Consider the following 21,243-nt stretch of genomic DNA (forward strand, 5'->3'; position numbering starts at 1 on the left):
GAGTTCCACGCACATCCCCACCCGGCGCCACGGTCGACGCGTCCTCTGCGCCCGGTCGGTCCGACCCGGGACCGGAGCCGGGACCGGAGCCGGAGCCGACGCCCGGAGTGGTCGGTACTCCGCGGTGCGAGGAGTCCGGCGACCCTGTGCCACGAATCCGCTTACCGGGTAAGCGGATTCGTGGAACCGCGGTACCCCGCCGCCCCGGGTCGGGCCCGTCGCCGGCGGCGGTGGTGGTGGTGTGGTCCGTGTCGCGTCGCACGGAGAAGCGGTAGCAGCCCGGGTGGGCCCGCCACGGCGGAACCCACGTGCGTCGTTCGCGATCGTGGCGTCGGATCAGCGGGTGAACGCCCCGGCGTCGGTCAGGTCGGCGGTTCGGGTCTCGTGCAGGCCCCACACGCACAGACCCGACACGGCGGCCAGGCCGGCGATCAGGATCGACACCGGCCAGGACGCGCCGGTCGTGGCGACCAGGCTCGTCGCGAGCAGCGGTGTGATGCCGCCGCCGACGATGCTGGAGGCGTTGTAGCCGATCGAGGCGCCGGTGTAGCGGTAGCGCGTCGCGAACAGCTCCGGCAGGAACGCGCCCATCGGGGCGAACACGCCGGCGAAGGCGATCATCGCGACCGAGAAGCCGATGGCGATGAGGATCCCGTCACCGGTGCCGAGCAGCCAGAACAGCGGGAACGCCCACAGGACCGCCAGGATGCAGGCCCACAGGCAGACCCGGCGTCGTCCGACCCGGTCCGAGAGCACCGCGAGGACCGGGGTCGCCACGCCCATCACCGCGGCGGCGACCATGGCCGCGACCAGCAGCGTCGTGCGGGACAGGCCGAGCTCGGAGGTGCCGTAGGACAGGCTGAACGTGGTGACCGTGTAGAAGATCGTGTGGGTGATGATCATCCCGCCGGTCGCGAGCAGCAGGGACCGGGGCTGGCGGCGCACCACCTCGGCGACCGGCGCCTTCTCCCGTTCCTGCTCGCGCATCGCCTTCTCGAACACCGGGGTCTCGGCGATCCGCAACCGGATGTAGAGCCCGACGACCACCAGGACCGCGCTGGCCAGGAACGGCACCCGCCAGCCCCAGGCGGCGAACTGCGCGTCGGTCAGGGCGGAGGACAGTGCGAGGAACGCACCGCTCGCGACGATGAACCCGACGGCCGGACCGACCTGGGGGAAGCTCGAGTAGAGCCCGCGACGTCCCTCGGGCGCGTGCTCGGTGGCCATCAGCACCGCACCGCCCCACTCGCCGCCGAGCCCGAAGCCCTGCAGGAACCGGCACAGCACCAGCAGTACCGGCGCCGCGATCCCGATCGTCGAGTACGTCGGCAGCAGTCCGATCGCGACGGTGCCGACACCCATGGTCAGCAGCGAGACCACCAGGGTCGCCTTGCGGCCGACCCGGTCGCCGAAGTGTCCGAAGGCGACCGCGCCGACCGGGCGCGCGACGAACCCGACGCCGAAGGTCGCGAACGCCGCGAGCGTGCCGACCAGCGGGTCGAGGTCGGGGAAGAACAGGGTGCCGAAGACCAGGGCCGCGGCGGTGCCGTAGATGTAGAAGTCGTAGAACTCGATCGCGGTGCCGATGAAGCTGGCGACGGCGATGCGTTGCGCCGACATGGTCGGAGCCGCGGTGCCCGCCTCCGACCCCCTCGTGGCGCCGGGTTCGGTCGATGCGTCCGGTTCGGTCACCGGTTCCCCTCCTCACGCGGTATCCGCCGCAACAGCTCCGGTCCGAAGCGGGTCACGTGGGCCCGCGCGGCGGCCTCGGCACGGGCCGGGTCGCCGGAGGTGATGTCGTCGAGCAGCGTCCGGTGGCTGTCCGCGATGTCGCCCAGGTCGTCGTAGAGATCGCGGGAGAGCCGGAAGACGTGGTGCAGCGGTGCCGAGATCGTCTCCCAGGTGTGCAGCAGCCGTCGGCGGCCGCACAGCTCGTGGATCCGGCGGTGCAGCGCGAAGTCGAGCGACACCGCAGCGGCGTTGTCCCGGGCGGCGCACGCGGCCTGCAGTTCCTCCACGATCCGGCCGAGCTCGCGGGCGTGCTGTGTCGAGCGCGCCGTGGCCAGGGCCCGCACGGCCAGCGGCTCGGTCGCGGCGCGCAGGGCGATGATCTCCTCGGTGTCGTCGGCGGTGAGCGTCGCGACCCGGGCGCCACGGCGGGGCAGGAGCACCACCAGGCCCTCGGCGTCGAGTCTGCGCAGCGCGTCGCGGACCGGGCCGCGGCTGATCCCCAGCCGCTCGGCGAGGTCGCGCTCGACCAGCCGGTCGCCGTCGCGCAGCTCCCCGGACAGGATCAGCCCGCGGACCCGGTCGGTGGCGGCGGCACCGAGACCGGGGTGCGCCGCGAGATCGCCACCCCACGCCTCCGGGCTGCTCACCCGGCCTCCAGCTCGGCCCGCAGCCGGTGCGCGACACCCGATGCGGCACCCGGCTCCACGTCGTCGCGCGAGACCGGGGCGCCCGCGGCGACGGCGCGCCGCAGCGTCAGCCCCTCGGCCAGCCCGATCGGCAGCAGACCGCCGGCCCGCGCGGTGGCCGCGGGCCGGACGACGCCGTGCACCGTCGAGCCACCCTCTCCGTCGAGCCGGTCGCCGGGAACCAGGTCGCGCTTCGCGGTGGCGACGACGTCGGCCACCCAGTCCCGGGGCCGCCCGGAGTCCAGCCCACGGGCCCCGGCGGCGCAGACGCTCTGTGCCAGCTCGAGGCCGATCAGGTGGTACGGCCGGTACATCGCGGTGTAGCGGCCGGACGGGTCGGTGCGCAGCCCGTAGTTCGCGAAGCAGCCCGCCACGTAGTCGCTCGGTGCCTCGAGCGTCACATAGACCCCCCACCGCAGGTCGCCGTCGACGGGGCGGCCGTCGCGGTGCAACGACGACACGACCTCGACCGTCCCGGTGCGCTCCAGCACGCCGCCCGCCTCGCGCGGGATGCACACCCGGTGCAGGTCGTCGGTGCCGGCGGGCGGGAAGGCGAGCCCGTCGTCGGGCGGGAGGAGGCCGGTGGCGTTCGCGACGGCGGCCATCTCGATCGCGGACTTCGTGCCGTCGAGGAAGGAGTTGAACATGACCGGGTTGAGCCCGGACGCCCGCGCGGGCTCGGGCGTGAACCCGTAGTGCCCCCACACCGTTTCCGGGGTGGAGCGGTGGAACTCCGGCAGGTACTTGGTGCCCTTCCCGGCGGCGACGACGTCGAAGCCGTTCGTCCGCGCCCAGTCCACCAGCTCGCAGATCAGGCTGGGCTGGTCGCCCGAGGCCATCGTGTAGACCACGCCCCGCCGGGCCGCGCGGGCCGCGAGTACCGGACCGACGAGCACGTCGGCCTCGACGGTCACCATCACGACGTGCTGCCCGGCCTCGATCGCGCCCAGCGCGTGCGCGGCCCCGGCGACGGGGGATCCGGTCGCCTCGACGACGACGTCCACGTCGGCGGCCCCGATCACCGCGTCGGCCGAGGTCGCCACCCGGGCGCCGGTCAGCCCTGCGGTGTCCAGGGCGGTGCGGGCACGCTCCTCGGACAGGTCGACGACGGCGCTGACCCGGAGGTTCGGCACCCGGGCCGCCTGGTGCAGGAACATCGTCGCGAAGGTGCCCGCACCGAGCACGCCGACCCGGACCGGCGCGGAGCGCTGCTGCATCGTCTCGAACAGACCCATCCGGTGCCCTCCGCGCTGCGCCGCCGCGCCACCCCGCTGTGACCGGCCGCTCGCACCGTGCGCCGTGACACGGTCGACTGTCAATGGTTGACCAGAGCGTCGACCACGGACCGGGAACTGCGATGTGGTTACTTGCTCACGATGTGGGTGATCTGTCACGGTGTCGTCCGGCCCGGTCACCGCCGTCCGGGCCGGACGACACCGAGGAGCCGAGACCGATGGGGCCCGAGATCATCGCGATCGCCGTGCTGGTGGTCATGTTCGTGATCGCCACGACGATGCCGGTCAACCTCGGAGCCCTGGGGTTCCTCGCCGCGGCCGGGGTCGGGATCGGACTGCTGGGGCTCAGCCTGGACGACGTCCTCGCGGGCTTCCCCGGGGACCTGTTCCTGCTGCTCGTGGGCCTGACCTACCTGTTCGCCCTGGCGACCGCCAACGGCACCGTCGACCTGCTCGTCCACTGGGCGATGCGGGCGGTCCGCGGGCGGCTGGTGCTCGCCCCGTTCGTCTTCTTCGCGATCTCCTGCGGGCTCTCCGCGCTCGGCGCGCTGTTCGCGGTCGCGATCGTCGCCCCGCTGGCGATGCCGTTCGCCCGCCGCTACGGCATCAACCTGCTGCTCATGGGCATGATGGTGGTGCACGGTGCGCTCGGGGGCGCGTTCTCGCCGATCACCGTCTACGGCGCGTTCGTGAACTCGACGATGGCGACCGTGGGCCTGCCCAGCGACCCGGTCGCGCTGTTCCTGACCCCGCTGGTGGTCAACGTCGTGATCGGTGTCGGGATCTTCCTGGTCCTGGGGGGTCGCTCGCTGCTGGGCCGCACCGTCGACCCCGCCGCGGGCGTCCCCGCCGACCCGGCCGCCCCCGCGACCGACGGCACCGCACCCGGTGGCGCCGCGACCCCCACCGTGACGGGGGGCGCGACGACGGCCACCGCCACCGCGGCTCCGCCCGTCGGGCGGGTCGGTCCGGAGCAGGTGATCACCCTGGCCGGTATCGCGCTGATGGCGGTGGGAGCGGCCGCGTTCGGATGGGACGTCGGCATCGTCGCGCTCGCCGTCGCGGTCGTGCTGCGGCTGGTCGCCCCGCGGCGTCCGGACGTCGTCGGGAAGATCTCCTGGGGCACCGTGCTGCTGATCTGCGGTGTCGTCACCTACGTGGGCGTACTGCTGGAGGCCGGCGCGGTCGACCTGGTCTCGTCGGGGATCAGCGGGATCGGCGCACCGTTGCTGGCGGCCCTGCTGCTCTGCTACGTCGGCGGCGTGCTCTCGGCGTTCGCGTCCTCGGTGGCGATCCTGGGTGTCGCGATCCCGCTGGCCCTGCCCTTCCTGCAGCAGGGCGAGGTCTCGGCGGTCGGGATGGTCGCGGCGCTCGCGGTGGCCGCGACCGTCGTCGACGTCAGCCCGTTCTCCACGAACGGGGCGCTGATCCTGGCCAACGCACCGGCCGACGTCGACCGGGACCGCTTCTACCGGCAGATGCTCGCCTACGCCGGAGTCGTCGTGCTGGTCGGGCCATTCCTGGCGTGGGCGCTGCTCGTGCTGCCCGGGGTGCTCTGAACGGGCTAGCGTCCGGGGTATGAACGACGCCGCCGTGGCCGCCGGGCGCCTCGCCCGTGGGCTCGAACCGCTGCACTCCCAGGTCTACTTCGCCCCGCGGGCCGCGCCGATGGGTGCGGTCGGTCCGTCGGTGGTGGTCGCGACGTTCTACAACTTCTCCCCGCGCCTGGTCGCGAGGTCGATCCCGCGGGCCTGGGAGCTGGTGTCGGTACCGGACCTGCTCGAGGTGCGGTTCGCCGTCGCCGACGCCGCACTGCGCCGCACCCTGGGCGACGAGGCCGTCGGCTCGCCCGAGATGGCCGAGGCCGCCGGGCTGGCCCGGACCGCGGCCGGGGCCGTCACCCCCGACGGGCGCCCGCTCGCCGCCGGCCATCTCGACGTGCCCTGGCCGACCGCGCCGCACCTGGTCCTCTGGCACGCGCTGTCGATCCTGCGCGAGCACCGCGGCGACGGGCACATCGGTCTGCTGGTCGAGGCCGGGCTGTCCGGGCTGGAGGCGCTGGTCACCGCGACCGCGACGGGCACCGGGTTCACCGTGGCCTTCGCCCGCGCCAGCCGCGGCTGGTCGGTCGCCGAGTGGAACGCCGCCGTCGCCGGACTCGCGGACCGCGGCCTGCTGCAGCCGGCCGACACGGCCGGGGACGACGCCGTCGAACCGGTCCTGACCGAGGAGGGCACGGCGCTGCGCACGCGGATCGAGAACGACACCCACCGCCTCGGCGCCGCCCCGTGGTCCGCGCTCGGCGCCGACGGGGTCACGCGGCTCGGGGAGCTGGGCGGGGCGTTCGTCCGGACGGCCCTGGCCAACGGGGCGTTCCCCGCCGAGGGGGTCTTCGCCGCACGTCCGAAGGGCTGATCGCGATCCGCGCCCGGTCCCACGACGGGCGCGGTGTCCCGACTGCCCGATATGGTGCGCTCCGCAACCGACCACCGTGGTCGGGGCGGTGACCTGCGGGAGGGCCTCCGGTGCTCGAGATCAGCGGTCTCGAATGGGCCGTCACGATCGGCGTGATCATCGCGCTGCTCGCGTTCGACCTCGTCCTGGGCTGGCTGCGGCCGCACCGGGTGGGATTCAAGGAGGCCACCGCCTGGTCGGTGTTCTACATCCTGGTCGCGATCGCGTTCGGACTGGTGTTCGCGACGATCCACGGCTGGGACTTCGGAACCCAGTACTTCACGGGTTACATCGTCGAGAAGAGCCTGTCGGTCGACAACCTGTTCGTCTTCGTCGTGATCATGACGACGTTCGCGGTGCCGGAGGAGCACCAGCACAAGGTGCTGACGTTCGGCATCGTGCTCGCCCTGATCATGCGCGCGATCTTCATCGCGGTCGGGGCGACGCTGCTGAACCTGTTCTCGTTCATGTTCCTGGTCTTCGGTCTGCTCCTGTTGTGGACCGCCGTGCAGCTGTACCGGCACAAGGACGAGGACCCCGACATCGAGGACAACATGGTCGTGAAGGGCGCGCGCAGGCTCTTCCCGGTCACCGAGGAGTACGACGGCGGGAAGCTGTTCACCCGGGACAACGGTCGCCGGGTCGCCACCCCGATGTTCATCGTGCTGGTCTCGATCGGCGGCATCGACCTGCTGTTCGCGCTCGACTCGATCCCCGCGGTGTTCGGCGTGACCCAGGAGGCGTTCATCGTCTTCACCGCCAACGCCTTCGCGCTGCTCGGCCTGCGGGCGCTGTTCTTCCTGGTCAAGGGCCTGCTGGACCGCCTGGTCTATCTCTCGACCGGCCTGGCCGTCATCCTGGGCTTCATCGGGGTGAAGCTGGTCCTGCACTGGGCCCACGTCGACATCAACCCGGCCGTCCCGGAGATCCCGACCATGGCCAGCCTGGTCGTGATCCTGGGGATCCTCGCCGTGGTCACCGTCGCGAGCCTGATCAAGACCCGCAACGACCCGTCGATGACCGCTCACGCCGGGTCGCTGCGTGCCCGCAAGGAGCGCTCCGAGCAGCGCGACTGAGCCTGTCCGGCCCGCCCGGCGCTCAGCCGGGCAGGCCGGCCAGGCCCGGCCCGCCGAGCGGGGTGACCTCGATGTAGTCCGGCGGGGCGGTGAGCAGTGCCAGCACCTCGCCCAGGCCGCTCTCGCCGATGTCGCGGCTGAGCGCCGCCTCCGACGACGCGGCGTCGGACCACATCTCGGTGACCCAGACGACGTCGGGCTCGTCGGGGGTGGCGTTCACGACGTAGGCGAGGCAGCCGGGCTGGGCGGCCATGTCGTCGGCGACCCGCAGCAGCGCGCCCGCCAGCTCGGTGCCCTGTCCGTCCAGGGCCACCATCCGCACGTACCGGCCGACCCGCTCGCTCGTGTCCACGGCGGCGACCGTAGACGGCCCGGCCCGGCGCCCCGGGGTCGGGTCGGGTTCAGCCCGCGGGCTCGTCGGTGTCGCCGGGGCCGTCGAAGCGGCGGCGCACCGGCGCGGCCGGGTCCCAGACGGGCCATCCGGGATCCCCGGTGGCCGCGAACCGCAGCCAGGTCGCCCGCATCCGCTCCGACAGCTCCGCCGACGGGTGCTGCCCGGCGAGTCCGGCCGGGCCGGACGCGGAGTCCAGCGTCCCGAACACGTAGGGCAGCTCGGTGGCGTGCGCCGCGCCGAGCCGGCCCCCGCAGGCGTCGGAGCGGTGGGCGAACAGGTAGCCGAACCGGCGTCCGGTGTGCGCGTCGAGCAGCCGCCGGGTCGGCCCGGCGAACACCAGCTCGGTCATGGCGCGGGCGTAGCGCTCGCCGGGGGTCCCGCCGTCGGGCAGCGCGACGTGCGGTGCGACGGCGTCGAGCGCGTCGCGGGCCCGGTCCTCGGTGAGCGCGTCGAGCACCCCGGTCGGGACGAGGTAGAGGTTCATCTCCTCGGCGTTGCTGCCCGCCAGCACGTCGACGTCGGCCGCGGCCCCGGCGCGCAGGGCGTCGAGCGGGTCGGCGGGGAGCAGATCGTCGCCGAGGACCGGGAGGAACCCGGCCAGGCCGAAGCCGGGGTCGCCGCCGTCGGGCTCGCGCAGGTCGCCGCGGCGGCCGGGCAGGTCCACCCGGGCCTGGGCGGCCATCACCTCGTCGACCGGGACGGCGCGCAACGCCCGGGCGGTCGGTGCGACGCCGAGCTCGGCGGCCAGCGCCGCCGCCAGCGGGGCCGCCCGCTCCGGCCCGGACCGGCACATCTGGGCGCCCCCGGACTGCACCACCGCCCGGCGGAACAGCCCGGCCGAGTGCGGCGACGCCAGCAGCAGGCCGATGCTCATCGCGCCCGCCGACTCGCCGGCCACGGTGACCAGGTCCGGGTCCCCGCCGAACGCGGCCGCGTTGCCGCGCACCCACTCCAGGGCCGCCAGCTGGTCGCGCAGCCCGATGTTCGTGACACCGCCGTCGAGCGGCAGGAAACCCTCCGCGCCGAGCCGGTAGTTCGCCGCGACCACCACCGCACCGCCCGCCGCGAGCGCGGTCCCGTCGTAGGCGGGGGCCGAGGCCTCGCCCGCGACGAACGCGCCGCCGTGCAGGAACACCAGCACCGGGAGCCCGCCCGCGCCGGGTCGGGTGTCCACACGTCGACGGTCAGGAAGTCCTCGCCGGGGCGACGCCCGGTGCCGATCACCGGGCTCAGGTCCAGCTCGCCCACGATCGCGCGCGGCGGCTGCGGGGCGTTCGGCCCGGGCGGGCCCGACGCGTCGCGGACGCCCTCCCACACCGGTGCGGGGGCCGGGGCGGCGTAGCGCAGCGGCCCCTCCGGCGGTGCCGCGTAGGGCACGGACCGGAACCGCACGACGCCGCCGGTGCGGGCGCCGCGGACCGGGCCGGAGGTGGTGCCGACGATCTCCTCGGATGCCATGGTCCCGGTCTACTCCGATCCACCCACCCTCATCCAGGACAGGATCCGACCGCGATCGGGGGCACACTGGCCCGGTGATGGGGACATCGGCGCGGTTGCTGCGCCTGCTGGGGCTGCTGCAGGTGCCGCGCGACTGGACGGGCCCGGCCCTGGCCGAGCGCCTCGAGGTCGACGTGCGGACGGTCCGCCGGGACGTCGACAAGCTCCGCACCCTCGGCTACCCGGTCCACTCCACGGCCGGGGTGACCGGTGGCTACCGGCTCGGCGCCGGGGCCGCGCTGCCACCCCTGCTGCTCGACGACGACGAGGCCGTCGCCGTCGCGGTCGGGCTGCGGACCGCGGCGGGGGGATCCGTCGCGGGTATCGAGGAGACCTCGGTCCGGGCCCTGGCCAAGCTGGAGCAGGTCCTGCCGAACCGGCTGCGCCGCCGGGTCGCCGCCCTGGGCACCGCCACCTCCACGCTCGCCGCGCGCGGCCCGACCGTCGACGCCGACGTGCTGTCCGCGCTGGCCGCGGCCTGCCGCGACCACGAGGTCCTGCGGTTCGACTACGTCGCGGGCGACGGGACCGAGAGCCGCCGGGTCGCCGAGCCGGAGGGGCTGGTGCACACCGGCCGTCGCTGGTACCTCGTCGCCTGGGACACCGGCCGCGACGACCGCCGCACCTTCCGGGTGGACCGGATGCGCCCGAAGCTGCCCGCCGGGCCCCGCTTCGCGCCGCGCCCGGAACCGGAGGGCGGGATCGCCGCGTTCGCCCAGCGCGGCATCTCCTCGGGCGCCTACCCGCACCGGGCACGGATCGTGTTCCACGCCCCGGCGGAGCGGATCGCCGAGCACGTCACCCCGGCGTCGGGGATCGTGACCGACCTGGGCGGGGACCGCTGCGAGCTGGCGGCCGGGGCCTGGACGCTGGAGTCGCTGGCCGTGTGGCTGTGCTTCTTCGGGGTCGACTTCGAGGTGGTCGAGCCGGTCGAGCTGGTCGAGCACCTCGACGCGGTCGCCGCCCGCCTCGGCCGGGCCGCGGACCACGCGCGTGCGGGCGGCGCCGGCTGACCCGGTGGCTGCCCCGCCGCTCCGGGGCGGGGTGCCCCCGGAGCAGCCGGCGCGCCGCTCAGAGCAGCGCGCGGACCGCGCCCACGGGCGTGCCGTGGCCGAGCACGTCGGTGCGGGTCACCGCGGTGAGTGCGTCGGACCCGGCGCCGAGGGACTCCAGCACGGCGCGGGCGACGACCGGCAGCGGTCGCGGCGACCCGTCCAGCACGGTGACGGCGAACGCCCGTCCGTCGGGCAGCGCGGCCGCCAGCACGCCCTCGGCGCCGTCCTTGGCGACAAGGCCCGGCACCGCACCCGCGAGCAGGGTGACCGGCCGGTCCGTACCGCCGACCCACCACGGATGGGCGCGGACCGCGGCCCCGCCCCGGCCCTCGGGGGTGTCCGGGGCGGCCGTCGCGAGCGTCGCGAACGCCCGGGCCAGCCCGGCCGGGGTGGTGTCGAACAGCGGTGCCCCGCACCCGTCGACGGTGGTGACACCGACCGGCACCCCGGTCAGCTCCGCGACGGTGTCCCGGACCAGCCGCTGCAGCGGGTGCGCGGGGTCGCGGTAGCCGGCCGTCGGCCAGCCCGCGGCGACACAGGCGGCGAGCATCGCCGCGTGCTTGCCCGAGCAGTTCTGCAGCACCGGCGACGGTGCCGTGCCCGCCGCCCGCGCGAGCGCCGCGGCCTCGACGCCCAGCGGCAGGTCGGGGGTGTTGTCCAGGTCGGCCTCGCCGAGCCCGGCGCCGGCCAGGATCCGCCGCACGCCGTCGACGTGGCCGGGCTCGCCGGAGTGCGATGCGCAGGCCAGCGCGAGCAGCTCGCCGTCGAGGTCCAGCCCGGCCCGCAGCATCGCCACGGTCTGCACCGGCTTGAGCGCCGAGCGCGGCAGGAACGTGGCGTCCGGGTCACCGGAGCCGGTCACGGTGCCGTCGGGGTGGTGCACCGCGACGGTGCCCAGGTGCACCGACTCGACGGTGCCCTCCCGCTCGACGGCGGCCAGCGGCACGGCGGCGTCCAGGACGGTCCTCGCGGTGGATCGGGTGGAGACGGTCACCCCGGCGACGCTACGTCGGCCCGACGACCCGTCCCCGGGCGGGGACCGGGACCGGCGCCGGGCCGCCCGGGCCCGTCAGCTCGCCGAGCGGGTGTCCTGCCCGCCGAGGGCGGTGAACTGCGGGAGCGGGCGCCGGCAGAGGAAGGTGCGGGCGGGCGGCGGGTTGCGCCACTCGGTCGCGGTCTCGACCACCTCGTCGAAGTGGGTGTCGAGCAGGTCGCGCAGCTGCCGCACCCGGTTCGGCAGCGCCATCCAGGTGATGATCATGCTCATGACGCCGCCCGGCACCAGCCGGCGCGCGATCGTGCCCATCACCTGCAGGCGCAGGGTCTGCGGGAACACCGCCCACGGCAGGGTCGAGACGAACGCGTCGACCTCGGTGATGCCGGCGTCGTCGAGGATCCGGTCGAGGTCGGCGACGTCGCCCTGCACGACCTCCAGCCACGGCTTGTGCCGGCGCAGGTGGGCGACCAGCTCGTCGTCGATCTCGATCGCGAGGTAGCGGGCGTGCGGGCCGAGGCGCTCGCGGATCGGCTCGGCGAGCACGCCCGGCCCCGCCCCCAGCTCGACGACGACGCCGTTCGTCCCGCGCGGCACCACCCCGGCGAGCTGGCGGCACAGCCGCCGCCCGGTCAGGAACGGGGTCGCGAGCTGGTCCATCTTCGAGAACGAGCGTTTGAGGAAGACGGCGTGGTCGGGTCGGCCCATGCGCACCATCGTGGCGGCCGCGGGCTCCGCGGTCATGTCGGGGCGACCCGGGTCACTCCGCCGCGCCCGCGACAGGTGTGTGTCCTGCGGTGTCGGTCCTAAGCGCGGCGACGGGGTCTTCCGTACACGCTGGATCCACCGTATACAGAACGCATGGCTTCGGATGACGCGCTGGTCGACGCCCTGCGTCGCGCGATCGTGGAGGGCGTGTACCCGCCCGGCCACCGGCTGGTCCAGGAGGAGCTCGCGGACCGCTACGGCGTGAGCCGCATCCCGCTGCGGGAGGCGCTGCGCACGCTGGTGGGGGAGGGCCTGCTGCGCAGCGAGGCCGGGCGCGGCACCTTCGTCACCGAGCTGGACCTGGCCGAGATCGACGAGATCTACGACCTGCGCCGGATGGTCGAGCCCAGCTTCGCCCCGCACGTCGCGGAACGGGTGTCGCGGCGCGACGTCGCCCGCTTCGACGGGATGGCCGGCGACATGGACCGGGTCACCGACACCGGCGCCGCCGCCTGGTCGCGCACCAACCTCGCGTTCCACCTGGACATGTACCGGCTCGCCGGGCTGCCGCTGCGCTACGAGCTCATCTCCCGGCTCTACCACCGCCTCGAGCCCTACTCCCGGTTCTACGTGCACGGCACCGGCGCCTACGACCGCGTGCAGGACGAGCACCGGGGGATGGTCCAGGCACTGGCCGACGGCGACGCCGACGAGCTCCGCGGTCTCGTGCTCGCCCACATCGACGGCGGCCAGGACGGGCTGCACGCCGCCTGGTCGGCCGACCGTGGCGAACTGTCCGCGTTCTGGGCCGGACGGGACGCGCGATGATCGCGCTGAACACCGACGTCGGGGAGGGGTTCGGCGCCTGGGTGTCCGACGACCGGCCGCTGCTCGACGTCGTCGACGCCGCCAACGTCGCCTGCGGCTTCCACGCCGGCGACCCGGACGTCATGCGCCGCACCTGTGCGGACTGCGCGGCCCGCGGCGTGGCGGTCGGGGCCCACGTCTCCTACCGCGACCTCGCCGGGTTCGGCCGTCGCTTCGTCGACGTCGCCCGCGACACACTGGTCAACGACGTCGTCTACCAGGTCGGCGCGCTCGCGGTGTTCGCCGCGGCGGCCGGCACCCGGGTCGGGTACGTCAAGGCGCACGGCGCGCTCTACCACGCCAGCGGCACCCACCCCGAGCACGCCGACGCGCTCGTCGAGGCCGTCCGGCTCGTCGACCCGGAACTGCCGCTGGTGTGCCTGCCCGGTACCGAGGTGTGGGAGCGCGCGCTCGCGGCCGGTCTCAGCCCGCGCGCCGAGGCGTTCCTCGACCGCGGCTGCACCCCGGCCGGGGGCCTGGTCCCGCGCGGACGGCCCGGCGACCTGGTCCGTGACCCCGCCGAGGCCGCCGCCCGCGCCGTCTCGATCGCCCGCGACGGGACGGTCACCGCCGTCGACGGGACCGTCGTCGCCGTGGGTCCGCCCGGGGGCCCGGTCGCCGCGCTGTGCGTGCACGGCGACACCCCCGGCGCCGAGGCCCTGGCCCGCGCGGCCCGCGACGCCCTGGCCACCGCCGGGATCGGCTGCGGTGCGGCCCCGCTGGCCCCGCTCGCCGGGGCGGCCCGGTGACCGCGCCCGCCGTGCACCGCGCCGGCGACCGGTCCTGGGTCGTGGACTGCCTCCCCGGGACCGTGCGGGCGGTCGCCGACGGCGCCGCGACCGACGGCTGGGACGCCTGGGTGACCGACGTCGTCCCCGCCGCGGCCACCGTGCTGGTCGTCACCCGTCCCGGCACCCGGATGGCCGCGCTGCGCCGCCACCTGCGCACCCTCGCCGCCGGCGCGGACGCCGGCGCGGGCCCGTCCGGCCCGGCGCCGCGCACGGTCGAGGTCGGGGTCCGCTACGACGGCGCCGACCTGCTCGCCGTCGCCGACCGGCTCGGGACCACCCCGGCCGGGGTCGCCCGGGCGCACACCGCCGCGGCCCACCACGTCGGTTTCTTCGGGTTCGCCCCCGGGTTCGCCTACCTCGACGGGCTCCCCGACGGGCTGCGGCTGCCCCGGCTGTCCACCCCGCGGCCCCGGGTCGAGGCCGGGGTCGTCGCGATCGCCGGGAACCAGACCGTGGTCTACCCGGGTGGGACACCCGGTGGCTGGCACCAGATCGGCACCACCACGGCCGTCCTCTGGGACGTCGACGCCACCCCGCCCAACCGGCTCGGGCTCGGCGATCGTGTCCGCTTCGTGGAGGTCCCCGGATGACCGCGCTGCTCGACCCGCCCGCCCGCGCCGTCTCCGTCCCGTCGGCCGCGGATCCCGGCTCCGGCCCGCGGCTGCGGGTGCTCGACGCCCGGCCGGGCGCCAGCGTGCAGGACTCGGGCCGCCCCGGGCTCGCGCACCTCGGCGTTACCGCCTCCGGGCCGGTCGACCGGGCCGCCTTCGCCACCGCGAACCGCCTGGTCGGCAACCGCCCCGGGGAGGCCGCCGTCGAGGTCACCCTGGGCGGTCTGGCGGTGGTCCTCGACGCGCCGCGCTGGGTGGCGGTCACCGGCGCCCCGGTCCCGGTCACCCTCGACGGCCGTCCGGTCGCCGACCCGCGCTGCCTGCGGGTTCCGGCCGGGGCGCAGCTGCGGCTCGGCACGCCGGCGCGCGGGCTGCGCAGCTACCTCGCCGTCGGCGGCGGGATCCGCCCCACCCCCGTGCTCGGCTCCCGCGCCCGGGACTCGCTGACCGGGCTCGGACCGCCCGCCGTCACCCCGGGCGTCGAGCTGCCGCTCGGTCCCGTGCCGGGCGAGCCGCCCGCGGTGCCGGTCGAGCTCGCGGCGCCCCGGCTGCCCGGTCCCGCCACCCGGGTCCGGTTCCACTGGGGTCCGCGCGACGGGGTCCTGGGCCCGGCCGACCGTGCGCTGCTCGGCCGAGCGGTGTGGCGGGTCTCCGGGCACTGCGACCGGGTCGGCATCCGGCTCACCGGCGCCACCCTCGCCGTGGGGGACCGGTCGCTGCCCAGCGAGGGTGTGCCGCTCGGCGCCGTCCAGGTCCCGCCGTCGGGCGAGCCCATCCTGTTCCTCGCCGATCACCCCGTGACCGGCGGCTACCCCGTCGTCGGCGTCGTCGCCGACGCCGACATCGACCTCCTCGGCCAGCTCCGGCCCGGGGACCCCCTGCGTCTGGACGCCGTTCCGTCCGGACGCGACACCGAAGGATGAGAGGTACCCCTGTGTCCGCACCGACCACGGAAACCGCCGCGATCGTCACCTCCGTGCGCCCGCCGTTCCACCTGGCGATCCCGGTGGACGACATCGAGGCGGCCCGCGAGTTCTACGGCACCCTGCTCGGCTTCCCCCGCGGCCGCTCCGCCGAACGCTGGACCGACTGGAACGTCGCGGGCCACCAGGTCGTGACCCATCAGGTCGGCGAGCCGTCGGACACCCCGCGCGCGGGTGTCGCCGGCACCAACCCCGTCGACGGCCACGACGTACCCGTCCCGCATTTCGGTCTCGTCCTGAGCGTGCCCGAGTTCCGCGCACTGGCCGAGCGGCTGACCGCGGCGGGCACTCAGTTCGTCATCGAGCCGTACGTCCGGTTCGAGGGCGAGCCGGGGGAGCAGTGGACGATGTTCTTCCTCGACCCCGCGGGCAACGCGCTCGAGTTCAAGGCGTTCGCCGACCCCGAGCAGCTGTTCGCCGTCTGATCCCCGCACGGTCGCGGCCCGTCCCGGACGGGCCCGCGGCCGGGGTCATCGGCGGGATGCCGCCCGCCGATGACCCGCTGTGCCACCGGTGTCGCCGTACCGCGCGCGCCGGGTCTCTCCACCCATCACACCGCGATCACGCCTGCCCGCAGCAGCGGGACCCCCACCGGGAGACACCCATGACCCTATCAAGCGACGCCCCTACCGGGCGGGCCGACGAGAACCCCGCCACCCCGCCGCCGAGCGCGTCCCGGTCCCGCCGGGCCGCACTCGCGGCGGCGTGCGGGACCGCGGTCGAGTACTACGAGTTCGGCGTCTACGGCTACCTGGCCGTGGTCATCGGACCGCTGTTCTTCCCCAGCGCCGACCCGGTCGCCTCGCTGCTGTCGACACTGGCCGTGTTCGGCAGCGCGTTCCTCATGCGCCCGCTCGGCGGGATCGTCCTCGGCCGGCTCGGCGACCGCCTGGGCCGCAAACCCGTCCTGGTCTTCACCATCACCGGGATGGGCACCGCGACCGCCCTGGTCAGGCTGCTGCCGACCGCGGCCACCGCGGGCCTGCTCGCCCCGGCCCTGCTGGTGCTCGCCCGGCTCGCGCAGGGCTTCTTCGCCGGGGGCGAGGTGCCCGGCTCGGCCACCTACCTGGCCGAGTCCTCCCCGCCGGGGCGGCGTGGCTTCTTCGGGTCGTTCACCCCGGTCGGGGTCGCGCTCGGCGGCGGCACCGCCGCGCTGGTCGCGGGCATCACCTCCACCCTGCTGACGGCCGAGCAGCTGAGCGCGTTCGGCTGGCGGATCCCGTTCCTGCTCGCACTGCCGCTGGTCGTGCTGACCCTGATCGCCCGGCACCGGCTGGAGGACTCCGAGGAGTTCCAGCAGGGCCGCGCGGCCGGTGAGCTGCCCGAGTCCCCGGTCCGTGAGGTGTTCACCCACCACCGGCGCGCACTGGTGACCGTCCTGTTGCTGGCCACCGGGTCGAACGCGGGCTACTGGATCGGCCTGATCTTCATGAACATCTACCTGACCTCGGAGCTGGGCTACCCGACGTCGAGCACGTTCTGGCTGATGGCCGCGATCGGGCTGTTCGTGGCCTGCCTGATGCCGGTCGCCGGCGCGCTGTCGGACCGCTTCGGCCGCAAGAAGCTCATCGTCGCCGGGTTCCTCGGCTACTCCGTGCTGGTCCTCCCGACGATGGCGCTGATGGGCACCGGCGACTTCACCCTCGCCGTCCTCGGCATGTTCCTGCTGGCCCTGCCGATGCCGGTCGTGCAGGCCGTCACCTACCCCACCTACGCCGAGCAGTTCCCCACCCGGGTCCGCTACACCGGCCTCTCGCTCGCCTTCAACGGCGGCACCATCATCGGCGGCGGCCTCACCCCGTTCCTCGCGACCTGGCTGACCTCGGTCACCGGCGACCCGCTCGCGCCGGGCTACCTGCTGATGGTCGCGACGGTCGTCGCCCTGCTCACCCTGCTCACCGTCCGCGAGACCGCCCGCCGGGAGCTGGCCCGATGACCGCCGTCGCCGCACCCGGCACCCCGGCCGAGCTGCGCGCGCTCGCGGCGGCGGGCACCTGGACCGGTCCGACCGCGGGTCTGTTCGGCGGACACCAGCAGGCCAACCTGGTGGTCGTCCCACAGGCGGTGGCGTACGAGTTCCTGCTGTTCTGCGTGCGCAACCCGACGCCGTGCCCGCTGCTGGGCGTCGGGGACACCGGGGACCCGGTCGTCACCGTCGGGGACACCCGGGTCGACGTCCGCACCGACTTCCCGCGCTACCGGACCTGGGACCACGGTGTCCCCGGCCCCGAGCCCACCGACCTGTGCGACCGGTGGCGTGCGGACTCGGTGGCCTTCCTGCTCGGCTGCAGCCACACCTTCGAGGAACCGCTGGAGCGGGCCGGGGTCCCGGTGCGGCGCAACCCGGCCTCGTCCGCACCCGCGGTGTACGTCACGACCCGCCCGACCGTGCCCGCGGGCCGGGTGCACGGACCGCTCGTGGTGAGCATGCGCGCGGTGCCCGCCGCGCTCGTCGCCCGGGCCGCCGAGGTGACCGCCCGCTACCCGACCGGGCACGGGGCACCGGTGCACGCCGGGGACCCGGCCGCGCTCGGGATCACCGACCTGACCCGGCCGGACTTCGGGCCGGAGCCGGTCGTCGAGGACGGTGACGTGCCGGTGTTCTGGGCCTGCGGCGTGACCCCGCAGCTGGCCCTGCCCGGCTGCGGTGCCGAGTACGTGTTCACCCACGCGGCCGGGCACATGGTGGTGCTGGACCACTCCGTCGACGCGGCCGCGACCACGGGCCCGCGCCGATGACGCCGCCGTCCCCCGCTCAGGCCGCGCGGGCGGGGGACGGTGCGGCGGGGAACAGCGCCGCGACCCGGGCCGCGGAGGCGTGCGCCCGGGCGGTTGTCCCCAGCACCCCCAGCACCACGACGGCGACCGTCAGCGGTACCACCACCGCCCACGCCGTCGCGATCCCGGCCGCGGTGCCGGCCGCCGTCGCCACCACGGTCCCGCTGATCGCGACGCCGAACGACTGCCCGGCCTGCCGGCTCGTCGAGGCCACCGCCGCGGCGACGCCGGCCCGCTCGGGCGGCATCCCGTTCACCGCCGTGTTCGTGATCGGTGGGTTGAGCAGCGCGAACCCGCAGCCGAACACCCCGTGCGCGACCAGCACGACCCACAGCGGGGTGGTGGGGGAGAGCTGGGAGAAGGTCAGCGCGACCGCCACCATCGCCGTCCCGCCGAGGACGAGCGGCAGCCGGGCGCCGCGGGCGGCGACCATCCGCCCGGCCAGCGGTGCGACCACGGTCGTCGCGACGGCGGCGGGCAGCAGCGTCAGCCCGGCCTGCAGCGCGCCGAGACCCCGCACGTCCTGGAGGTAGAGCGCGGACAGGAACAGCAGCGAGCCGAACGACGCGAACCCGCAGACCGCGATCAGCGTCGCCGAGGTGAACGGGACGCTCCCGAAGAACCGCAGCTCCACCAGCGGCTCGGGATGGCGGCGCTCCCAGACGAGCAGGCAGACCAGCGCGACGACGGCCAGCACCGCCAGCCCGAGCACCCCCGCCGACGACCAGCCCAGCCGCGGCCCCTCGATCACCGCCGCCACCGTCGACCCGAGCAGCGCCACCACGAGGACCTGGCCCACCGGGTCGGCCCGCCGCGGACGGGCCGCCCGCGACTCCGGGACGAGCCGGGCCGTCAGGACCCACGCCGCCAGCACGACGGGGATGTTGACCCAGAAGATCGACCGCCAGCCGACGGAGTCCACGAGCAGTCCGCCCAGCACCGGGCCGACACCGAGCGAGATGCCGACCATCGCGCCCCACACGCCGATCGCGCGGGCCCGCTCCCGGGCGTCGGTGAACACGTTGGTGATGATCGACATGGCGACCGGGTTCAGCATCGCGCCACCGAGTGCCTGCACGACCCGTGCGCCGATCAGCCAGCCCACGGTCGGGGCCAGGCTGCACAGCAGCGACCCGAGTCCGAACACGACGAGCCCGGTCCGGAACACCCGACGGCGTCCGACCCGGTCCGCCGTCGCGCCCGCGAGCATCAGGAAGCAGGCCAGGACCACCGTGTAGGCGTCGACGGTCCACTGCAGCTCGGTGATCGAGGCGCGCAGGTCGGTGTCCAGCGCGGGGAGCGCCACGTTGATGATCGTGACGTCCATCGAGACGATCAGGATGCTGGTGCACAGCACGGCCAGGATGAGCAGCCGGTGCCGCCGCCCCGCGGGACCGGCCGGTACGGCGACGTCGTTCCCCACGGCATCTCCTTGTTCGGAGCTAACGAACCGGTGTCGACCCTAGCCCGCCGCGTCGCGCCGGGTACGGCGACGGCGACCGGGCTCACCCCGGCGCGGGCCCGGTGGGGAGCGGTCCTGCCCGGTGGGGACGGCGGGGCGGCCGCGGCCCGGGGCCTACAGGTGCGCGGTGTAGAAGCCGGCGAGCCGCTCGACCGCGGCGTCGACGTAGGCGGGCTCGTCGTACATCTCGTAGTGGCCCGCCCCGTCGACCACCATGAGGTCCACGGGGTTCGGGGCCGCCTCCCAGAGCCGCATGCCGGCCTCGTAGGAGCCCGTGGTGCCGATGCGGCCGGCGAGGACGACCTGCAGGGGCTGGGTCATGAGCGGGTCGACCAGGTGGAACGCGTCGTAGCCGAGCAGCAGGGAGTCCCCCCCGCGCGAGGCGGCGGTTCGTCGAGTACTCGCTCCCGCCCCGTCCGGTGCGGTAGTAGCGGATCGCCTCGCGCGTGTCCGGGTCGTCCACCCCGAGCGCGTCGGCCTCCTCGGCGCTGTCGGGGAGCCACTTCTCGCGGACCAGGTCCCTTGCGCGGTTCTCGGCCGCACGGGCCTGCGCCATCGTGTCGAGGGCGGCGGCGGGGCCGTCGGGCTGGAACCCGCGGAACGAGGTGCCCATGTTGCCGGGGACGACCACGCCCACGGCCCTGATGCGGTGGTCGGTGCGGGCGGTGTGGACGGCGTACCCGCCACCGGCGCAGATGCCGAGCACGCCGAGGCGCCGGGGGTCGATCCCGGCCGTGGTGTCGAGCGCGTCGAGCGCGTAGCTGATGTCCTCGCCCCGCCGGTACGGGTCCTCGAGATCGCGCGGCTCACCACCACTGCGGCCCTGATGGGCGGGGTCGACGACGAGCGCGGCGATGCCGCGGTCGGCGAGACGGCGGGCGTAGTTGGCGCCGATCTGTTCCTTGACGCTGCTGCCCGGGGTCGACAGCACCACGGCAGGCACGGGCGTCGACCCGCCGGTGTCGGGAGGCAGGTGGAGGTCGGCGGCGAGCTGGATGGGCCCGCGCGGGATCGTGATGTGCTGCAGCGGCACGGGAGTCCCTCCGTCTAGGGTCGACCGCGGTCGACGTTCGAGATGCAGATGGTTCGACGTCGAACCTGTTCGACATCGTACTGAATGGGAGGTCCCCGTGCCGGTCGACGCCGCGCAGCTGTGGTCGCTGAACCACCGGCTGCTGACCGTCGTGCTGGAGGAGTGCGTCGCCGACCTGGCGGAGTTGGGCCTGGAGCCGAAGGAGTTCTTCGTCCTCGCCGAGGTCGCCACGTCCCCCTACCCGGCCCAGCTCGCCACGACGCTGGTCATCCCGAAGGCGAGCGTGACGGCGTACGTGCGCACCCTGGTCGGTCTCGGCTACCTGCGCCGGGAGATCGACGACGCCGACCTGCGCCGCCACCGGCTCGTCCTGACCGCGGAGGGGGAGGCGGCCCGCGACCGGGCGCTCGCCGCGCTGGCGCGGGAGTTCGAGCGCAGGCTCGCACGGATCCCGCCCCACGACCGGGCCGAGCTGGCGCGGATCCTGCTCGCCCTGCTCGGACCGGCGCCCGGCCACGGGCCCGGCCGCCCGTAGCTCGCCGGTCCCGGCGCACCGGACCGCGTCGCCGCCGTCGCCACGCTGCCGACGCCCGTGCCGGAGGCGGCCGCCGGCGGGCCCCGACCCGCACCCGGGCGTCCCGCCGATCGAGACCTCACCGTCGTACCGCGGTCGGCCGACGTCCGTCCGCGGTGATGAGCACCGACCGCGACCGGGCAGCGGGGCGGGACGACCGGGGCCGTTCCCACACACCGGGCCGTCCCCGATCCTCGTGGCCGACCCGAGGCTTCCGCCCCGGACGTGCCGGACGGTCCGCCCGGTGCCCCTGCGACGGATGACGTAGATCGGGCCGGGGTGGGTGACGCCCGCTCGCCGGGTCGGCATGCTGT

22 protein-coding genes and 1 pseudogene are annotated in these 21,243 nt (G+C 75.1%); 13 read left to right on the forward strand and 10 right to left on the reverse strand.

Annotated elements, in window-relative coordinates; all coding sequences use genetic code 11:
* Positions 1-336 precede the first annotated feature (336 nt).
* The 3 genes from KPF47_RS26330 to KPF47_RS26340 form a co-directional block, all read right to left on the reverse strand.
* Positions 337-1,620: an MFS transporter gene (locus KPF47_RS26330; protein ID WP_224391940.1), complete on the reverse strand. Its 1,284-nt coding sequence runs from the start codon at positions 1,618-1,620 to the stop codon at positions 337-339.
* Positions 1,621-1,688: 68 nt separating this feature from the next.
* Positions 1,689-2,378, reverse strand: a complete 690-nt coding sequence (locus tag KPF47_RS40455; RefSeq protein WP_224391506.1) for a GntR family transcriptional regulator — start codon at positions 2,376-2,378, stop codon at positions 1,689-1,691.
* Positions 2,375-3,652 (reverse strand): NAD(P)H-dependent oxidoreductase, encoded by a 1,278-nt coding sequence (locus tag KPF47_RS26340; protein ID WP_224391507.1) that lies wholly within the window; start codon positions 3,650-3,652, stop codon positions 2,375-2,377. The genes KPF47_RS40455 and KPF47_RS26340 overlap by 4 nt, the downstream gene beginning before the upstream one ends.
* A gap of 218 nt (positions 3,653-3,870) precedes the next feature.
* On the opposite strand from KPF47_RS26340, the gene KPF47_RS26345 reads away from it, so the two are divergent.
* The 3 genes from KPF47_RS26345 (at position 3,871) to KPF47_RS26355 (ending at position 7,182) form a co-directional block, all read left to right on the forward strand.
* Positions 3,871-5,211 carry an SLC13 family permease gene (locus KPF47_RS26345; protein ID WP_224391508.1) on the forward strand — a complete coding sequence of 447 codons (1,341 nt, stop codon included), beginning with the start codon at positions 3,871-3,873 and terminating at the stop codon, positions 5,209-5,211.
* Between the two features lie 19 nt (positions 5,212-5,230).
* On the forward strand, positions 5,231-6,067 hold the full coding sequence (locus KPF47_RS26350; RefSeq protein WP_224391509.1) for a hypothetical protein: 837 nt from the start codon (positions 5,231-5,233) through the stop codon (positions 6,065-6,067).
* Between the two features lie 110 nt (positions 6,068-6,177).
* Entirely contained in the window at positions 6,178-7,182 is a 1,005-nt protein-coding gene (locus KPF47_RS26355; protein WP_208821349.1) for a TerC family protein, read from the forward strand.
* A gap of 22 nt (positions 7,183-7,204) precedes the next feature.
* Here the strand turns inward: KPF47_RS26355 and KPF47_RS26360 are convergent, their stop codons facing one another.
* The 3 genes and pseudogenes from KPF47_RS26360 to KPF47_RS39200 all read right to left on the reverse strand — a co-directional run.
* A complete protein-coding gene (locus tag KPF47_RS26360) occupies positions 7,205-7,534 on the reverse strand; it encodes an antibiotic biosynthesis monooxygenase family protein (RefSeq protein ID WP_224391510.1) in 330 nt (109 codons plus the stop codon).
* 49 nt (positions 7,535-7,583) lie between these two features.
* On the reverse strand, positions 7,584-8,750 hold the full coding sequence (locus tag KPF47_RS26365; RefSeq protein ID WP_308015498.1) for a carboxylesterase family protein: 1,167 nt from the start codon (positions 8,748-8,750) through the stop codon (positions 7,584-7,586).
* Positions 8,751-8,791: 41 nt separating this feature from the next.
* Positions 8,792-9,034: pseudogene (locus KPF47_RS39200) on the reverse strand (carboxylesterase family protein); the annotation flags it as partial.
* Between the two features lie 74 nt (positions 9,035-9,108).
* Between KPF47_RS39200 and KPF47_RS26370 the strand changes: the two are divergent.
* On the forward strand, positions 9,109-10,086 hold the full coding sequence (locus tag KPF47_RS26370; protein ID WP_224391512.1) for a YafY family protein: 978 nt from the start codon (positions 9,109-9,111) through the stop codon (positions 10,084-10,086).
* 58 nt (positions 10,087-10,144) lie between these two features.
* On the opposite strand, the gene KPF47_RS26375 is transcribed toward KPF47_RS26370, so the two are convergent.
* On the reverse strand, positions 10,145-11,122 hold the full coding sequence (locus KPF47_RS26375) for an asparaginase (RefSeq protein ID WP_224391514.1): 978 nt from the start codon (positions 11,120-11,122) through the stop codon (positions 10,145-10,147).
* Positions 11,123-11,197: 75 nt separating this feature from the next.
* Entirely contained in the window at positions 11,198-11,866 is a 669-nt protein-coding gene (locus KPF47_RS26380) for a class I SAM-dependent methyltransferase (RefSeq protein WP_224391515.1), read from the reverse strand.
* Between the two features lie 117 nt (positions 11,867-11,983).
* On the opposite strand from KPF47_RS26380, the gene KPF47_RS26385 reads away from it, so the two are divergent.
* The 7 genes from KPF47_RS26385 to KPF47_RS26415 all read left to right on the forward strand — a co-directional run bounded on the left by KPF47_RS26385 (position 11,984) and on the right by KPF47_RS26415 (position 17,821).
* Positions 11,984-12,658 carry a GntR family transcriptional regulator gene (locus KPF47_RS26385; protein WP_224391516.1) on the forward strand — a complete coding sequence of 225 codons (675 nt, stop codon included), beginning with the start codon at positions 11,984-11,986 and terminating at the stop codon, positions 12,656-12,658.
* Complete coding sequence (locus KPF47_RS26390) at positions 12,655-13,446, forward strand: LamB/YcsF family protein (RefSeq protein ID WP_224391517.1); 792 nt, start codon at positions 12,655-12,657, stop codon at positions 13,444-13,446. Before KPF47_RS26385 ends, KPF47_RS26390 begins: the two co-directional genes overlap by 4 nt.
* Positions 13,443-14,078, forward strand: a complete 636-nt coding sequence (locus KPF47_RS26395) for a carboxyltransferase domain-containing protein (protein ID WP_224391518.1) — start codon at positions 13,443-13,445, stop codon at positions 14,076-14,078. The genes KPF47_RS26390 and KPF47_RS26395 overlap by 4 nt, the downstream gene beginning before the upstream one ends.
* On the forward strand, positions 14,075-15,022 hold the full coding sequence (locus tag KPF47_RS26400; protein WP_224391519.1) for a biotin-dependent carboxyltransferase family protein: 948 nt from the start codon (positions 14,075-14,077) through the stop codon (positions 15,020-15,022). Before KPF47_RS26395 ends, KPF47_RS26400 begins: the two co-directional genes overlap by 4 nt.
* A complete protein-coding gene (locus tag KPF47_RS26405; RefSeq protein ID WP_224391520.1) occupies positions 15,019-15,507 on the forward strand; it encodes a VOC family protein in 489 nt (162 codons plus the stop codon). The genes KPF47_RS26400 and KPF47_RS26405 overlap by 4 nt, the downstream gene beginning before the upstream one ends.
* A gap of 179 nt (positions 15,508-15,686) precedes the next feature.
* On the forward strand, positions 15,687-17,018 hold the full coding sequence (locus tag KPF47_RS26410; protein WP_224391522.1) for an MFS transporter: 1,332 nt from the start codon (positions 15,687-15,689) through the stop codon (positions 17,016-17,018).
* Positions 17,015-17,821, forward strand: coding sequence for a D-glutamate cyclase family protein (locus tag KPF47_RS26415; RefSeq protein ID WP_224391523.1), 807 nt, complete (start codon positions 17,015-17,017; stop codon positions 17,819-17,821). Before KPF47_RS26410 ends, KPF47_RS26415 begins: the two co-directional genes overlap by 4 nt.
* Before the next feature lie 16 nt (positions 17,822-17,837).
* On the opposite strand, the gene KPF47_RS26420 is transcribed toward KPF47_RS26415, so the two are convergent.
* Both KPF47_RS26420 and KPF47_RS26425 read right to left on the reverse strand, forming a co-directional pair.
* Complete coding sequence (locus KPF47_RS26420; protein ID WP_224391524.1) at positions 17,838-19,283, reverse strand: MFS transporter; 1,446 nt, start codon at positions 19,281-19,283, stop codon at positions 17,838-17,840.
* A 153-nt stretch (positions 19,284-19,436) separates the two neighbouring features.
* Entirely contained in the window at positions 19,437-19,643 is a 207-nt protein-coding gene (locus tag KPF47_RS26425) for a hypothetical protein (RefSeq protein ID WP_224391525.1), read from the reverse strand.
* 328 nt (positions 19,644-19,971) lie between these two features.
* On the opposite strand from KPF47_RS26425, the gene KPF47_RS26430 reads away from it, so the two are divergent.
* Together KPF47_RS26430 and KPF47_RS26435 are read left to right on the forward strand one after the other, a co-directional pair.
* Positions 19,972-20,373 carry a hypothetical protein gene (locus KPF47_RS26430; protein WP_224391526.1) on the forward strand — a complete coding sequence of 134 codons (402 nt, stop codon included), beginning with the start codon at positions 19,972-19,974 and terminating at the stop codon, positions 20,371-20,373.
* A gap of 79 nt (positions 20,374-20,452) precedes the next feature.
* A complete protein-coding gene (locus tag KPF47_RS26435; RefSeq protein WP_224391527.1) occupies positions 20,453-20,890 on the forward strand; it encodes a MarR family winged helix-turn-helix transcriptional regulator in 438 nt (145 codons plus the stop codon).
* Positions 20,891-21,243 lie beyond the last annotated feature (353 nt).

The sequence above is a fragment of the Pseudonocardia sp. ICBG1293 genome (assembly GCF_020131355.1).
Lineage (GTDB): Bacteria > Actinomycetota > Actinomycetes > Mycobacteriales > Pseudonocardiaceae > Pseudonocardia.

Coding starts and splice junctions, on each gene's coding strand:
- KPF47_RS26405 (WP_224391520.1), top strand. CDS start 15,019: ATGAGAGGTACCCCTGTGTCCGCACCGACCACGGAAACCGCCGCGATC.
- KPF47_RS26415 (WP_224391523.1), top strand. CDS start 17,015: ATGACCGCCGTCGCCGCACCCGGCACCCCGGCCGAGCTGCGCGCGCTC.
- KPF47_RS26385 (WP_224391516.1), top strand. CDS start 11,984: ATGGCTTCGGATGACGCGCTGGTCGACGCCCTGCGTCGCGCGATCGTG.
- KPF47_RS26380 (WP_224391515.1), bottom strand. CDS start 11,866: ATGACCGCGGAGCCCGCGGCCGCCACGATGGTGCGCATGGGCCGACCC.
- KPF47_RS26330 (WP_224391940.1), bottom strand. CDS start 1,620: ATGTCGGCGCAACGCATCGCCGTCGCCAGCTTCATCGGCACCGCGATC.
- KPF47_RS26345 (WP_224391508.1), top strand. CDS start 3,871: ATGGGGCCCGAGATCATCGCGATCGCCGTGCTGGTGGTCATGTTCGTG.
- KPF47_RS26340 (WP_224391507.1), bottom strand. CDS start 3,652: ATGGGTCTGTTCGAGACGATGCAGCAGCGCTCCGCGCCGGTCCGGGTC.
- KPF47_RS26390 (WP_224391517.1), top strand. CDS start 12,655: ATGATCGCGCTGAACACCGACGTCGGGGAGGGGTTCGGCGCCTGGGTG.
- KPF47_RS26400 (WP_224391519.1), top strand. CDS start 14,075: ATGACCGCGCTGCTCGACCCGCCCGCCCGCGCCGTCTCCGTCCCGTCG.
- KPF47_RS26350 (WP_224391509.1), top strand. CDS start 5,231: ATGAACGACGCCGCCGTGGCCGCCGGGCGCCTCGCCCGTGGGCTCGAA.
- KPF47_RS26410 (WP_224391522.1), top strand. CDS start 15,687: ATGACCCTATCAAGCGACGCCCCTACCGGGCGGGCCGACGAGAACCCC.
- KPF47_RS26425 (WP_224391525.1), bottom strand. CDS start 19,643: ATGACCCAGCCCCTGCAGGTCGTCCTCGCCGGCCGCATCGGCACCACG.